Below are 13,273 nucleotides of genomic sequence, written 5' to 3'. Positions count from 1 at the left end.
ATAAAGATTTTATTTAGTTTTCCAGTAGCTCCGGATTATCGTAAATATTTTTATCGAAACCATCATCTAATCTGTTAATCCAAAAATTATTTAATGGGATTTCCCAATTGAATGGCTCAACTGATTTATCTATAGGATCCAAGTACCATCCAACAGCGGTATCGATAATTTCACCTGTTTCATGACACCTAACTGGAAATTCTCCTTTTTTTACAATGTAAAATCCATCACTGTCACCTTCGAAAATCTCCTTGCTATTTTTATCTTTCAAACCTGTATATTGTCCTACTGATTTTTTGTCTACAACATAACCAAGTAATTGATTTGAAATTAAATTTTGAGGAACGATATAATGTAATCCCGCTCCTGTTTTAGCATAGCTTCCATACATCCAATTCCCTTCACATTTACCTCTAAACTTAGATTCTTCCATCATCCATTCTCCCTTTCGTTTTCAAATAACTATTTTGTTTAAATTTCATCTTCGATTTCTATCTTTACAAAATCGACTGATTCAGAATAATATCCGTTCGATTCCCCTAACCAACGAAGCGTTACATATCCCTTGATTGTCGCTAATTTATAAAACGTCCAAGTGCTACTTCCCCAATCATTATCTGGGCCATCTTGACTAACTTCTTCTGCCATTGTTATAGGCGAACCAATAAGATCATCTAAATCCCCGATAATTTCTTCAATTCCAACTGACTCGCAGCAATCTTGTTGGTGATACATCTTGTAAATTTCCCCATCAGAAGTATAGAACAACAATTCATCTGGAACGTCTTGTTTAATTTCTGTTAAAACTTTTCCTTCTAAAATATCAAATGATACATAATTCATTTCTCATCCACCCTTTTCTCCAAAATAACGCTTTTGTTTGATTCTCATCCGCCCATATTAGGATTGATGCATTCCCACATATAATCATCAAATTCAATCTCTACGTTCTTAATAATCTCGCCTTTATGGATCTCAACATCTTGGTTGAATTCCATCCCTTTCTCGAACGCATAAACTTTTATATCCACGTTGTATTCTTTAGATAAGGTTGCTAATGGTGCTGCATCTATTCCCCAAGCCGCTTTATAATCTTCCAGTACGCATATTTCTAATTTATCTTCATCATCTTCAAAATAATGCTGAATGTTACTCTCTATAAAATTCCGACGTGTTCCTTTAATATGAAAAGCATTTTCTGACTTGATGAAGATTTCATACTCATCTTCCTCTACGATTTTTTCAGCAGGCGTTTGTTCAAAAAATCCATTTGGAATAGGAGTTAATGCTTCCAATAAAAACTTTCTAACATCCTCTTTTGTTCCTCTAACTTTAAAAGTACCTTCACACCAATTTGGCATATCTCTCATTCTCCTTTTCTAATAAAATTCAAATTGTATTACTTTATTTTTTATCAATAACTTAAAATATATTAATGATACGTAAAACACTTGTTAAGACTGATGTAATTCGCACTATTTGTTTCCCAAACGTTATATAATCAACTTGCAAGGCAATAGTTAAGACAGAAAATAAGGGTTCTGCCTTACTCTTCATTGTTCTATTTAATTACTTCCTTTTTTGAGTGCTAGGAGAACTCCTAGCCTTTTTTTATTCCTTCTTCTTGAAGAACCGGTTATACATATCTAACGCCAATATCGGTGCCCAAAAGAGAATGAAGAAGGCGATTATTAATGCAACTGGAGCTGGCACCTTTTCGATAATCTGATCTAATCCCTTGTTTCGGCACCAATAGCTGTAAAGCGAACCAAGCATCAAATATATCCCTAATACAGTTACAATCATTTCGCCACCCCCTGTTCCTTGCCGAATGCTGCAGCTCTTTCGTTGATTCGTTTTAATATGCGGCTAATATGCGGTTGACTCACTCCAGCATAATTACTTATTTCTTCTTGTGATTTATTTTGCGAGTGCATATCCCACACAATCATTTCTCGATCCTGTAATGTCTGAACAAAAGAATGAACTAACATTCCATCTTCAATTTCTTCTGTTTTACTCATTGAAGATTCATCAACCAACATTTGTTCTATAGTTACATCTTCATTGCTATTCCCTGTTGAATAAGCAATATCATTTAACGATTTTGTCATATGTTGATAGCGTAAAGCCTCTTTAACTTCTTCAATAGGTGCATCCAACTGCTTGCTGATTTCTTCTGGTTTCGCTTCTGAAAGCCCGTATCTCATGATTTTCCCTTTCAAGTAATATACAGAACGCGGTAACTTTACCTTTTGGGCATCTCTAATATTCACTGCGATCATGCCAAATATCTTTGGTATAGCGTAAGTAGTAAATTTGTATCCATACTCTGGATTAAAGCCCTCTCTCGCTTTCAGTAAACCGATCATGCCGTATTGAATTAAATCATCTATTTCTAAACCCGTATTACTCTTAATCACTTCAGCAGTCGAACTGTATTTTTTCCAAACGAAATTATAAACAAGATTTTTGTATTTCTTCATAAACTCATCATCCGGCATCCCTTTTACATCAACTGTTTCAGCCACTCGCTCCACCCCTTTTGATTTCTCTCATATTAGTTGGTCCTGTCCATTTCCCTTCACGTTCCCACTTCTTCTTGAGCTTTCCAACGTAAGTAAAACTGCGCTCATACATAATGCTGATTTCTGTATCTGGGATTCCCTTTTGATTTAACCCTCTTACAATTTCAGGCGTTAATCCAACTGGTACCCTTTTTCTTGGCCCACCATTCTTTTTCGGTTGTGTATCCAAGTATCTACCCAACTGGCGTAATTCTTCACCAGTCGGGCATGCTTTACACTCATTCACACTAAAACATTCATTTGAGGTACGATTATAATAACAACGTCTGCATTTCTGCTCGATAATGTCACCAATTTGGTATGTGAGCTCTTTTCGTTCTTCTTTTGTCAGTTTCATACCGCTCACCTATAAAACTACTTTGAGCGCCATACCGAGCGCTTGTGCTCTACCTTGTAACTCAAGGCGATGTTCACGTTCTTTTGCAGCTGTTTCTTCTGCGGCACGTACATTGATATGCATTTTTCGAAGATCATGCTCCAATTCATGGTTCTTTTCCGTAATCACATTAAATTCGTTAAGTAATGTGTTGTAATCCTCATCACGAGATTGTAGCTGCTCTTGCGATAGCTTTAGTGCATCTTCTGCTTCAAAGCGTGCCTTCTTTTCTGCGATAAGATCTTGCGCTAGTTTTTCTTTTATATCTTTTAATTCCTCGTACAGTTTCGATACTTCGCTTAACTCTTTTCGAAGTGTGTCTTTTTCACCAAGAATGTCATTTAATCGCTCTTTCCAAGAAACATCTAACGTTTCTGCTTTCTCAATATGTTTAGCCACTACAGAATTAAATTTTGGCGGTTCAGATTTCGTATTTTGAACGTTTTGAGGATGTGGTGATGGTTTTGTATTCTGCGGATTCTTTGATGCGCCTACGCGCTTGATAGGCGTTCTGTTTGCTTCTCGTCTTTTCGAAACGTGATGATACAAAGTTTTTTCGTTTACGCCTAAGTGTTCAGAAAGTCTTCCCCAAGTCCATTTCTTACTATCTGCAGCTCGTAATTTTTCAGCAGTCGTACAAATTTGATCCCAGTTTCTTTGTTCAGCCATATGTTCCGTTCTCCCCTCGAGTAGGCTTTCACCTAAACTTTTTAGTTTTTCACCGATTTCACAGTTCTCTGAACACCATGAAGTTTTATGGTTTTTGCAAGTGTTACTATATTTCGGAACCTTCGTACAGCCTTTACACTGATCATCTTGTATATTTAAAATCCTAAGTCGGACCTGCCGTTTCTCCTTTTTGTTCAATCCATCACCCCATATGAGATTGAAAGGCAGGTAGTACAACGAAATTGTTATACTACCAACCTGTAATTGTTAGTCTTCTAATTTTTCATTGAAAGGCTTGTCCTCATCAGCGCCTTCAGATTCATCAGAAGATTTCGATTCTTTTTCTTGCACTTGCTCTTCTTCCGTTACAACCGGTTCTTCCGCCATTGTTTCTTCCTTCGGTTTCTCTTCTGCCTTTGGCTGCTCTGCTACATCAGGCTGTTTCTCTTTCCATTCGTGCCATTTAATCGCTAATGGAGCAACACGTTTACGATACTCATCGATAACTTCAATGATTTGCCCGGATGACATATTGAGCTCGCTTGCAAGTTTTAAGTAAGACTCACCATCAATACGACGTTTCACGATTTCAGGTAATTTATTCGGCATTCCTTCAAAACTTGGTGCTAAACCGCTAATGATAAACGCATCAACGATTTCACGGTCTGTTTGCTCTTTCTCTTCACGCGTTTGGATCTTTTCTTCCGGGATATCGAAATCCGCTTCCATTTGCTCATACGCTTGTTTCACTTCTTGCACAACGCCTTTATCGTCTACTTCATATTCTGTTAACGGCTTGTTTGTTTTCGCGTTTAATTTCACATTGTAATTCACCACAAGAGATTCGATTGAAACATCCACTTTGATATCAATCATTTCAGATAGTGCTTCCATACTTCCATTTAACGAATCATCTGTTACTTCCAAAACGATTTCTTTTTTACCACCCGGTTTAAGATTTACTTTCTTTAACGTTGGTTTGAATTCGATATATGACATATGATCCGCTCCCTTTATTTAACTTGTTTTAGTTTTTTCTCTTCACGTTTTAATTTGTTGTACTCATCAAGTGTGATAAAGCCGCCGTATTTCTTTCCATGCTTTAGCAAGATGAGCTGTAAATGTGGATATTTATATTCGAACATCTTCTTTTTCACCGCGAATGTTTCGGTAACCATACCCTTTATGTCGACGACTTCCACATCACCATTTGGCAAATAAACCATGAAGTCTGCACTGTATGTAATTGCTTGATATTTTTTGCCGTTCTTTATAAACGCTGGTTGCAAGGTGAATCTCGGTTGCAATTCGAAACTTGTGATTTCACCTGCAGCTTGGCGTATTTTTAATCCGGAATAATAATCCGCTTCCGCTTTACTATCGAAAACATGACCGTCTAGGTTCACTTTCTTGTTGTTGTACTTACTCAATATCCATCATCCTGACGTTGATGGTTTACCTTGTTCTTTTCCAGGTATGCCGCTGCAATTTCTCCCCAAGTAAATCCGAGCATTTCACCAAGGGCTATAAATAAATCTAAACCGAACTCATAATCAAACTTAAAGTTCCACTCGAGTATAAATAATTTATTAAATTGCTCGGCAATTTTATCGCAAAAGAATGGTTTTATGTCCAACGTTTCAAGAGATTTATCTACTCCTAATTCCAGACCAATTGAAAGAATAAAGTGTAACCCATCCACGTATTCCTCTAAGATTATCTCTCGTCCTGATGCAGGCTTATCACTCCAATATTTAAAGCAACGTGTTTCGTTTGCAAGTTCAGCTAATTCCACTCGTAAAGCTACCACTTTTTCTAACAATAATACCTTCCCTTCAATCCCGTGTTCTTGAACAATCCGTTCATCTAACACTTTTTGCATTTGAAATAGCTGCGGTAAATTCATCGTTTTTCCCCTTTCGCTTCGCTGATCAGTAAAGTGATTTCGTAAACACCATTTTGAAAGTTTGTCATTCCATCCATCCCCTTCAACATTTATTAACTAATCCCACGAGCAGCAACAATATCAAGTGCCTGTTCTTGCGTGAATCCTTCTTTTACCAACGCATCAAATCTCGCTTTATATAATTTTGCAAGTTCCCCATGATACTGAATTTGCAAATGCAATTGACCTTTAAAATCATCAAGAATCATTTCAAACTCAATATTGGATAATTTACCGTTTTGCTCATTCAAATTGCATACTCTCCTTTTTGATAGCTTCGAATCACATTCCCCTCATCATCGTAGTAAGCAATTTCCCAGAAAGGATGGCAGTTGTGCTTCTCAATTTCGCCATCGAACAAAACGAACAAATTAGTTTTCCAGTTTCCAACAATCGTACCCCACATGCCAGCTACGTTTACTCGCATACCCATGTAAGCGAAGTGTAGGTTTCGAAAGTTTTGCATTTTCTTGAATGCTTGTTCCGCACTATACATACGCTTGATATCAAAAACACCTTCATTCTCACACTTTACAAACTTCATGAATTCTGCCATCGACATCGTTAAAAATTTGGTTCTGAACTTTTGCCAGTACAGGAATCTTGCTTTACTTTCCGTTTCGGCTACTACAAATTCTTCGTTCGGCCAATGTTCAAAAATGGTTGTGAGTTTGAACTTGTAAAGGAGAAAGCTCATCAGTCATCCTCCTTTACCATGTTGTCTACGAAATAGATTGGTTTTAATTGACTCTTATCAAAGCTTCTTGACATCACAATTGTTAAAGCACCTTTCAATGCAACTTCCTGGCAAAGGTCATCGTACTTTAATTGGAATCTTTCACCCAAGTACTCGACATAATCTCCCTCTTTAAACTCATCCACTTCACGTCCAACTTTCGCAAACACTCTACGTCTCTTTTCTTGCGCGATTTCTTCTGGGTTAGCTTTTCGTTCAATGTATTTCTTTGGTATGAATTGATTTTTTAAGCGACTGATTTTATCAACTATAAATTCATCATCATTATGAATGTCAGTTACTTTGCAAACATTCCCATCAATAACAGCCCAATCACCGACTTCAAACTTTGGCTCTTCTATCAAATCCCACTTTTCTGTTAAACAATTGCGAAGCTGCACAACTTGTTCTTCCTTTTCCCAATATAAAGCTGTTTCACAAGCTTCATCGCAAACAATACGAGCAATCGCTCCAACACCGCTTTTTGATACATCCTTAAACTTAGTACCAACTTTAAAGACGCCTTGTTCCATGCCTAACAATATTTCACCGCGACTTAATCCCTTGGTCTTCATCAATCCAACCACCCCCGTTTTTCACCTTCACGCAAGATGGAATCAATCAGCAACTTTGCTCCCTTCTGACTGACAACGACTTGTCCATCGAACAGCTCAATATTTGCATCGGATGCTTCACCGGTTACTACACAAACCTTCTCATGCTTTGCAAGAACAACGTTTTTACCATCTACATGGATTTCTAATTCCGTTCCTTCATGTAGTCCTAATGTTCTACGTAATTCTTTCGGAATCACTACACGACCAAGTTCATCTATTTTTCTTACGATACCAGTGTTTTTCATGGCTTCTTCTCCCCCTTAATTTGCAATCAACTTGCGGAACAGTTCTTCGTTTCTTGTGTCTAACGCATAATCGATGAGTTGCGCTTTACCGAGCTTTTCTAAGTTGTTAACCACCTGTGCCAATTCCATGCGAGTCGCCATTGGTAAGTCTGTTTCGTCCGTACCTTCACCTTCTAGCACTTCGATGAATTGCGGGAATTTATATTTATCAGCGAAGTTTAATTCGATATAGATATCTTCATCACGATTATGTCGGATATGTTAAAATGCTTTATCTGGATCAGTACCGACTAAACCATTCCGGTAAAAAACAAAAGGCTTCGTTTCTACACATGTTGTTGAAATGAATATAGCTCTTGAATAATTTCCTCTTGCATGTTCAACGAAATGAACTTGCTGCAATAACTGATCATGGCTCATTAAGTAATTTAAAGTCCATACACTTTCACGCCACTTACATTGAAAATTGTTCAAAAACCACTTAACAAACTCACGCTTTTTCTCAACCGACACGTTGCTCATGCAGTAACCCCCTTTTCCATCCTTCAAATTTTTGTATCCAAGCATCCCAATTTTCTTTTTGCGCGACTTCTTGCTGCTTTGCTACCTCGCACGTACAACCTTCAATCTTTATTGCCCCGGGATAAATTTCCGTATGAACTACACCAGTGTTACTACATGTCATGCACATTTTCTTCACTCCTTCTCACGATAATCATCGCCTTCTACAGCGATTAAATAATGTTTACTCATGCCGAACAAACGGCTCTTTGCTGCATAACCAATCTTTTCAGGTAATGTTTCATCGTCTTCATTTGAGCTGTATAAAATCGGCAAATTATGGCGATACCGATAATCAATAATTTGATAGTAGAGGTTCTCTTTGGCTTCTGACCATTTTGACTTCCCTAAGTCATCCCAGATGAGGACCTCTACTTGTTTTGCGTGGTTTAATAATCGGTTAAATTCTTTCTTATCATCGTTCATCATCTTCGCTGCAATAAGATCATCCATGAAAGTTCCGTCTGATATAAGCAGTACGCTATGTCCTCGCTTCATGAGGTACTTTGCTGCAGCTACTTGAAGATGCGTTTTGCCAAGTCCAAAACTGTTATGTTCTCTCTTTGCTTGTGCTCGCTTGGCTGGTTCTAATTGCTTAATCCGGAGTTCTCCAAACGTTGCGATGAATCCCAAGCTATTTTGTTTTGATTCCTTGATCTCTTTGAAGTTCTGCAAGTATTTCCCCATCGTGTTATACAAAAGCTTTTGTTCTTCTGTTTCTCGCTTGTATGAATCAAATCGCGCATCCGTAAATTCCTCTGGAATCATCGCGTTTTTCAGCCTACGTTCCAGTACTCGTTGCGCTTTACATTCGCAATCCTTTTGCATTGCCACTCGCATACCAAACTGATTTACTTCTTCGTAAAAAACCACTTCTGAATCCTGACATTTTAAACATCTATACTCGTTTAATGAAGCTTGGCATGTTGCGTTCTCGGCTTGCATTTTCTTCCTCATAGCTTCTGCCCGTACTAAAACCTTTGCCAACGCGTCCCCTACGTGTTGCATTTTCTACACCACCTCTTTGGTTTTTATAATCCTCATCAAGCTTGATTACATCTGCCAATGTTTTCACGTTGCTTTTTTGCCAGTTGATTAAAATCTTTCGAATGTAAGCCCATCTTGGAGCATTTTCATCGATAGCTTTATCAACTGCTCTATTTACTAGCTCACTACCAAACGAATCACAAAACTCTCCTAATTCCTGCTCTGCAATTACACTTAATGGAATGTTACTTTTCATTAGGTGTTCTAAGCTATTTTTAAACTGTGGATCAATTAATGGATGATGGTTACCATCATCATCTATATTTGTAGTAATCTCTGTAGTAATCTCTGTATTTGTCTTACGTTCTAACGTAGGAGGTTCCTCCGTTTTATCGTAAGAGGGTGGTACGTTTGAACGTAATAGGCTATTACTTTCTATCGTAGGTGGGCTATTACGTTTCAACGTAGGAGGGGTACCATTTCCCCAATATAAAATTGATATTTTTTGTATTTCTTCTGGAACAGGTTCAATAAACATCACATTATTGCACCTTGTCCCATTTACAATTACCGTTCGAAATTCAATATGAAGCAAGTTTCTATCTTTTAAATAATCACATGCATCTTTAACTTGTCTTTTAGTAAAGCCAAATGAATCTGCGAGCTGTTGATAATTCTTTTGAAGCATATCCGCCTTAAATTTCTGTTTGTACTTTACTTGATTTGATTCTTCATTCCTTATTTCTGTTGGTTTATACCAATAAACAACTTCTCCTAAGATGGTAATGGCAATTACATATGGCTTTCCGTTGTCTAATGTGATTGTTTTAAACCAACCATGATCTATCACATTTCCACGGAAGTTCATTTGTCCAATTTGTAGCACCTTGCTGTTCAAATGATTCACTCCCTCTCACAAATCGCGATGTAAGACTCATTTTCCTTAATGACTTTCTCTATTCGGTAACCTGGATATCCAGTTTGTATATAACGTGCAATCGACTGTTTTAATTCATCTTTTGATTGTGCTCTCTCCCACAATTTGCGAGAGAGTAGCACCTTTGATTTGTCACTCACCTTCAATCACGAATTCTGCTTGTCCATTCCCTTCGGCTGATTGATCTACTTCAATTGGATCAGCTTCAATGAATTCTGGTTCTTCCGTGATATCTTTTCGAACTACTTCGTCATGCTGCGCTTGTGACTGCACTTCAATGCTAATTGGTAGGTATTTAAACATATAACGAACCACTGTTTTCTTTGCCATTTCCTCATAATCTGTTTTCCACGGGCTATAGTTAGAATTTGCTGAAGCTGAACGCCCTCTACGTTTTTCAATTTCACTCTTTGGCATAAATTCCATTTGATGCCCACCATCTTTGAAATGCGCGACTGCATACGCTCCAATAAACTCACCACGATCACCAAATGACGGTTTGTGCTTCAGTTGAGGGTGTAAACCTAACTCGTATTCAAACTCATCATTTTCGTACACTGCATGAGCGTAAATGCTTTGTATATGACCAGAACGTCTCGCTAAATCAATCATGCCTTTATATCCGATAATGAAAGTCGCTTCACTCTTATACGGTAAGATGTAGCAATGACCTAGTAATCCAGGTTCAAGCCCTAATTGTACGGCTTGCATAACAGCTCCCATCAGTGACGGTACTTTGCATTCAAGTAGCTTTGGATTTGTACGAATCGTTGTTAAGGCAATTCGGCTCATCCGATCCATGCTCATATGCTTTGGTAATACTTCTGCAAAACGTGGAGCCATTTTCTTCATATACGCTTCCACTGTTTGTTCAGGTGTTACAGGTGCGCTCGCCTTACGATTTGCTAATTGATTTTTAACATCTTTGTTAGTTGCCATTATTTATTTCCTCCCTTATTTAACCGTGAATTTTCTTGCTTTAGATTCTTTAACATACTGCTCATATAAATCAGGATGATCTGCTTTAAATCGCTTGCTATCAAAACGATTAGTTGTGTAGGACTTCCAAAAAACTTTGTAGTTCTCAGTTCCACCAGCTTCACTTGTACCAAGCTTTGCTTTGATTTTGTTTTCGTACTCTGCCTTTTGCTCTTGTAACACTTTAATCTCTCTATCCACTTGATCACGCGCTTCAATGAGAAGTTCTTCTTGCTTGCCTAAACTTACAAAGCTATCTGTAATGGATTCTGGATATAAATGTTTAAGTAATTCTGTTGATGCATCCGAACCGTCAAACATCGGTGGCTCGTTCTTCTCAACGTTGTTGAGCCAAAAGTCTTTTTCAATATCGATAAGATACTGTATCAATTCCTCATCTCGTTCGATTTTTTTATGAACGAACTTATTACCACCGATTAGTACTGCAATCCACCATGCTTCATAGCCAGTTACAGCCATATAATGTTGACATTGGAGAAGGTAGGCTGCTGGAACTTCTTCATCTCCCCACTCTTTTTTTAAATATTCCGACGCTGTTTTGCATTCAAGTCCAACTTTTTCACCAACAATTAATCGGTCTACGTTTGCTAACATCCACGGATATTCAGGATGCTGGAGGATTGCATTTCTGCGTTGCACCTTTAAATCGGTACGTTTCGCAAATTCTTTTGCAACTACTTCTTCCAAAACATTACCGAAGTATGCCGCTTCACTTTGTATATCTTTTTTTTCAATCGCTTGTGTTTTTTCAAGGAACACTTGCACCGCTGACTTCCATTTATTTAAACCTGCTATTGCAGAAACATCAGAACCGCCAATACCTTGCGTACGTGCTTGCAACCATTGTGTGTGGTCCATGTTGAGTGTATTAACCAATACTTTTGCTTGCATGTTCTATTCACTCGCTTTCTGTGATATACTAGCCATAACTTATCTTTTAAAGGGGACTCATTGCCGTGAGTCCTTTTTCTATTCCCCAGCAGTTTTCTTCTCAAATCCAAGCTGCGTAATCATGTAATCCATAATGTTTTCTCTCAAAACTACTTCACCATCTGGTGCCATCAAAAACTCATCACCTGGCAGAATTTCATTTCCTAAAGCATCCTCAACTGGATGATCAATCATTTGTTCTTGCGGGTCAGCTTTGCCGTAACCGTTGTGCATCGCCATCGGGTTATCTAGCATCTTGTTCACCTCCTTCCACAGAAGAATGAAATATGTTATACTAGCCATGCGTCATACTTCAAACCGTTCTAGGCGTAGGACGGTTTGTTTTGTTTTCTTTCAACTTTCGATGTTCAATGGCACATGTAGCATGTTGTAATCTCCATCCACCTTTGAATCGTTCGAAGTGACCTTCTCTTACGCCGACCTTCTTACCACATCTATAACAGTAACCCTCATACTTATTTCTCACTTAGCTCACCTCCTCGCAAAGAGTTATGTAATGCGCTCTTACCACCGCACTTGCATCAACACCCTGACTTCTTAACCGCTGGATGATTCCTAAAATGTTTTTACGATCTCTTTCATGTTCTTCATCATATTTTTCTTTCGCTCGATACAGTGCTGCAAGTTCCCTTCTAGCTAGTCGTGCTTCCTTAATCCATTCACATAATGCATTTGCATCACGCTCTCTAAGCGCTTCAATTTGCTTTTGATTACAATGTAGTAAGAACTCATCTAACACTTGTTTCTTTTGCATGTCTTTTGGTAGAACTGGTGCTTTAATGCTCATATTCTCTTCACCTTCCGTAATTGTTTATTTTCTTTTTTTAACTGTTCATTCTCTTTGATAAGCTTTTCGAATGCATCAAATAACGCTACGCCACCCATGAATGACACAATAACCACCGCTGTTATTAAAAGGCTGAATGTACTTTCAACCAATATCACTTCCACTAAATCCCTCCTATACGATTTTTTCAGCTTGCTTTTCCATCCACTCATAAAATTTATGAGTAATGATCATCCATCGTTTTCCTTCTCTAAATGCTGGGAATCCGTCAGTTTTAACAATTTCGTACATTCTGTTCTTTCCGACTCCCAAAATCTCCATCGCTTCTTCTAACGTAAGTAAAGGCTTTTGATGGTTAGATTGCGACTGTTGATTTTGAAGAAGTTCCATTAATGGCTGGATTGCTTTTGATACTGCTTGTTGGATTTGTTCTTCAATGGTCATTTTGTTTTACTCCTCTCTATTTAACTTAACCAACTTTCACTTAACTATTAGTTAAGTTAAGGACAAAAAATTTTGATTGCATCTAGTTTCACTTTTAAAAACTCAGCAATTTTTACAATTAGGTCATAATAAGGACGGCGTTTGCCATTTTCTATGTACCAATAGTACACTTCGGTAATACCAACGGCTTCAGCTACTTCCTTACATGTATAACCTTGTTCTACACGTAGCTGCTTTAGAGTTTTCATATGCAACTCCTCTCTTCCGTTTTTGTTGTTAAACTCATAATAACTTAACCATAAGTTAAGTTCAAGTCTTTTTTGAAATTTTTTTCAAAAAAAATTTCCTCTTCCAACTTAACTGAGAGTTAATATATAATGTCAGTAAGGTAATATAAAATAAAATGAGCATATTATAAAACAATATAAAAT

At 37.7% G+C, this 13,273-nt stretch carries 26 protein-coding genes and 1 pseudogene; all 27 read right to left on the bottom strand.

Going from position 1 to position 13,273, the window contains the following annotated elements:
• Positions 1-13: 13 nt before the first annotated feature.
• A complete protein-coding gene (locus NST14_RS11825) occupies positions 14-433 on the bottom strand; it encodes a YopX family protein (RefSeq protein ID WP_239693907.1) in 420 nt (139 codons plus the stop codon).
• Positions 434-471: 38 nt separating this feature from the next.
• Positions 472-843 carry a DUF7448 domain-containing protein gene (locus tag NST14_RS11820; protein WP_073535941.1) on the bottom strand — a complete coding sequence of 124 codons (372 nt, stop codon included), beginning with the start codon at positions 841-843 and terminating at the stop codon, positions 472-474.
• Between the two features lie 44 nt (positions 844-887).
• Positions 888-1,361 (bottom strand): hypothetical protein, encoded by a 474-nt coding sequence (locus tag NST14_RS11815; protein ID WP_073535942.1) that lies wholly within the window; start codon positions 1,359-1,361, stop codon positions 888-890.
• 250 nt (positions 1,362-1,611) lie between these two features.
• The gene (locus tag NST14_RS11810; protein ID WP_073535943.1) at positions 1,612-1,806 is read right to left on the bottom strand and encodes a hypothetical protein; all 195 of its coding nucleotides are present in this window, start codon (positions 1,804-1,806) and stop codon (positions 1,612-1,614) included.
• On the bottom strand, positions 1,803-2,531 hold the full coding sequence (locus NST14_RS11805) for a sigma-70 family RNA polymerase sigma factor (protein ID WP_445662293.1): 729 nt from the start codon (positions 2,529-2,531) through the stop codon (positions 1,803-1,805). Before NST14_RS11805 ends, NST14_RS11810 begins: the two co-directional genes overlap by 4 nt.
• Complete coding sequence (locus NST14_RS11800; RefSeq protein WP_073535944.1) at positions 2,524-2,925, bottom strand: hypothetical protein; 402 nt, start codon at positions 2,923-2,925, stop codon at positions 2,524-2,526. The genes NST14_RS11805 and NST14_RS11800 overlap by 8 nt, the downstream gene beginning before the upstream one ends.
• Before the next feature lie 9 nt (positions 2,926-2,934).
• Positions 2,935-3,633: a hypothetical protein gene (locus NST14_RS11795; RefSeq protein ID WP_239693911.1), complete on the bottom strand. Its 699-nt coding sequence runs from the start codon at positions 3,631-3,633 to the stop codon at positions 2,935-2,937.
• 33 nt (positions 3,634-3,666) lie between these two features.
• Positions 3,667-3,831, bottom strand: a pseudogene (locus NST14_RS11790) (zinc-finger domain-containing protein); the annotation flags it as partial.
• 69 nt (positions 3,832-3,900) lie between these two features.
• The gene (locus tag NST14_RS11785) at positions 3,901-4,632 is read right to left on the bottom strand and encodes a 2-methylcitrate dehydratase (RefSeq protein ID WP_073535946.1); all 732 of its coding nucleotides are present in this window, start codon (positions 4,630-4,632) and stop codon (positions 3,901-3,903) included.
• A gap of 14 nt (positions 4,633-4,646) precedes the next feature.
• Positions 4,647-5,063: a DUF1064 domain-containing protein gene (locus NST14_RS11780; RefSeq protein WP_073535947.1), complete on the bottom strand. Its 417-nt coding sequence runs from the start codon at positions 5,061-5,063 to the stop codon at positions 4,647-4,649.
• On the bottom strand, positions 5,060-5,539 hold the full coding sequence (locus NST14_RS11775; protein ID WP_073535948.1) for a dUTP diphosphatase: 480 nt from the start codon (positions 5,537-5,539) through the stop codon (positions 5,060-5,062). Before NST14_RS11775 ends, NST14_RS11780 begins: the two co-directional genes overlap by 4 nt.
• A gap of 92 nt (positions 5,540-5,631) precedes the next feature.
• Complete coding sequence (locus NST14_RS11770; protein ID WP_073535949.1) at positions 5,632-5,829, bottom strand: hypothetical protein; 198 nt, start codon at positions 5,827-5,829, stop codon at positions 5,632-5,634.
• Complete coding sequence (locus NST14_RS11765) at positions 5,826-6,275, bottom strand: MFS transporter (protein WP_239693908.1); 450 nt, start codon at positions 6,273-6,275, stop codon at positions 5,826-5,828. Before NST14_RS11765 ends, NST14_RS11770 begins: the two co-directional genes overlap by 4 nt.
• On the bottom strand, positions 6,275-6,889 hold the full coding sequence (locus NST14_RS11760; RefSeq protein ID WP_073535950.1) for a hypothetical protein: 615 nt from the start codon (positions 6,887-6,889) through the stop codon (positions 6,275-6,277). Before NST14_RS11760 ends, NST14_RS11765 begins: the two co-directional genes overlap by 1 nt.
• Positions 6,889-7,176 (bottom strand): AbrB/MazE/SpoVT family DNA-binding domain-containing protein, encoded by a 288-nt coding sequence (locus NST14_RS11755; RefSeq protein WP_073535951.1) that lies wholly within the window; start codon positions 7,174-7,176, stop codon positions 6,889-6,891. The genes NST14_RS11760 and NST14_RS11755 overlap by 1 nt, the downstream gene beginning before the upstream one ends.
• A gap of 261 nt (positions 7,177-7,437) precedes the next feature.
• Positions 7,438-7,698, bottom strand: coding sequence for a YpiB family protein (locus NST14_RS11745; RefSeq protein WP_341118752.1), 261 nt, complete (start codon positions 7,696-7,698; stop codon positions 7,438-7,440).
• The gene (locus tag NST14_RS11740) at positions 7,679-7,867 is read right to left on the bottom strand and encodes a hypothetical protein (protein ID WP_073535953.1); all 189 of its coding nucleotides are present in this window, start codon (positions 7,865-7,867) and stop codon (positions 7,679-7,681) included. The genes NST14_RS11745 and NST14_RS11740 overlap by 20 nt, the downstream gene beginning before the upstream one ends.
• Positions 7,868-7,872: 5 nt before the next feature.
• Positions 7,873-8,682 (bottom strand): ATP-binding protein, encoded by an 810-nt coding sequence (locus tag NST14_RS11735; RefSeq protein WP_073535954.1) that lies wholly within the window; start codon positions 8,680-8,682, stop codon positions 7,873-7,875.
• Complete coding sequence (locus NST14_RS11730; RefSeq protein ID WP_073535955.1) at positions 8,636-9,622, bottom strand: DnaD domain protein; 987 nt, start codon at positions 9,620-9,622, stop codon at positions 8,636-8,638. The genes NST14_RS11735 and NST14_RS11730 overlap by 47 nt, the downstream gene beginning before the upstream one ends.
• Positions 9,623-9,793: 171 nt before the next feature.
• On the bottom strand, positions 9,794-10,600 hold the full coding sequence (gene recT / locus NST14_RS11725) for a recombination protein RecT (RefSeq protein ID WP_073535957.1): 807 nt from the start codon (positions 10,598-10,600) through the stop codon (positions 9,794-9,796).
• A 15-nt stretch (positions 10,601-10,615) separates the two neighbouring features.
• Positions 10,616-11,551: a lambda-exonuclease family protein gene (locus NST14_RS11720; protein WP_073535958.1), complete on the bottom strand. Its 936-nt coding sequence runs from the start codon at positions 11,549-11,551 to the stop codon at positions 10,616-10,618.
• A 78-nt stretch (positions 11,552-11,629) separates the two neighbouring features.
• Positions 11,630-11,845: a YqaI family protein gene (locus NST14_RS11715; RefSeq protein ID WP_073535959.1), complete on the bottom strand. Its 216-nt coding sequence runs from the start codon at positions 11,843-11,845 to the stop codon at positions 11,630-11,632.
• Between the two features lie 58 nt (positions 11,846-11,903).
• On the bottom strand, positions 11,904-12,077 hold the full coding sequence (locus NST14_RS11710) for a hypothetical protein (RefSeq protein WP_175556106.1): 174 nt from the start codon (positions 12,075-12,077) through the stop codon (positions 11,904-11,906).
• A complete protein-coding gene (locus NST14_RS11705) occupies positions 12,078-12,398 on the bottom strand; it encodes a hypothetical protein (RefSeq protein ID WP_073535960.1) in 321 nt (106 codons plus the stop codon). It lies immediately after the preceding gene.
• On the bottom strand, positions 12,395-12,562 hold the full coding sequence (locus tag NST14_RS11700; protein ID WP_175556101.1) for a hypothetical protein: 168 nt from the start codon (positions 12,560-12,562) through the stop codon (positions 12,395-12,397). The genes NST14_RS11705 and NST14_RS11700 overlap by 4 nt, the downstream gene beginning before the upstream one ends.
• A 10-nt stretch (positions 12,563-12,572) precedes the next feature.
• Positions 12,573-12,842 (bottom strand): helix-turn-helix domain-containing protein, encoded by a 270-nt coding sequence (locus tag NST14_RS11695; RefSeq protein WP_073535961.1) that lies wholly within the window; start codon positions 12,840-12,842, stop codon positions 12,573-12,575.
• 56 nt (positions 12,843-12,898) lie between these two features.
• Positions 12,899-13,090 carry a helix-turn-helix domain-containing protein gene (locus tag NST14_RS11690; RefSeq protein ID WP_073535962.1) on the bottom strand — a complete coding sequence of 64 codons (192 nt, stop codon included), beginning with the start codon at positions 13,088-13,090 and terminating at the stop codon, positions 12,899-12,901.
• Positions 13,091-13,273 lie beyond the last annotated feature (183 nt).

Origin of the sequence: Bacillus sp. FSL W8-0519, assembly GCF_038005585.1 — a bacterium.
Lineage (GTDB): Bacteria > Bacillota > Bacilli > Bacillales > Bacillaceae_G > Bacillus_A > Bacillus_A paranthracis.
Note: the sequence above shows the minus strand (reverse complement) of the source record. Positions and strands in the feature narration are given on the sequence as shown.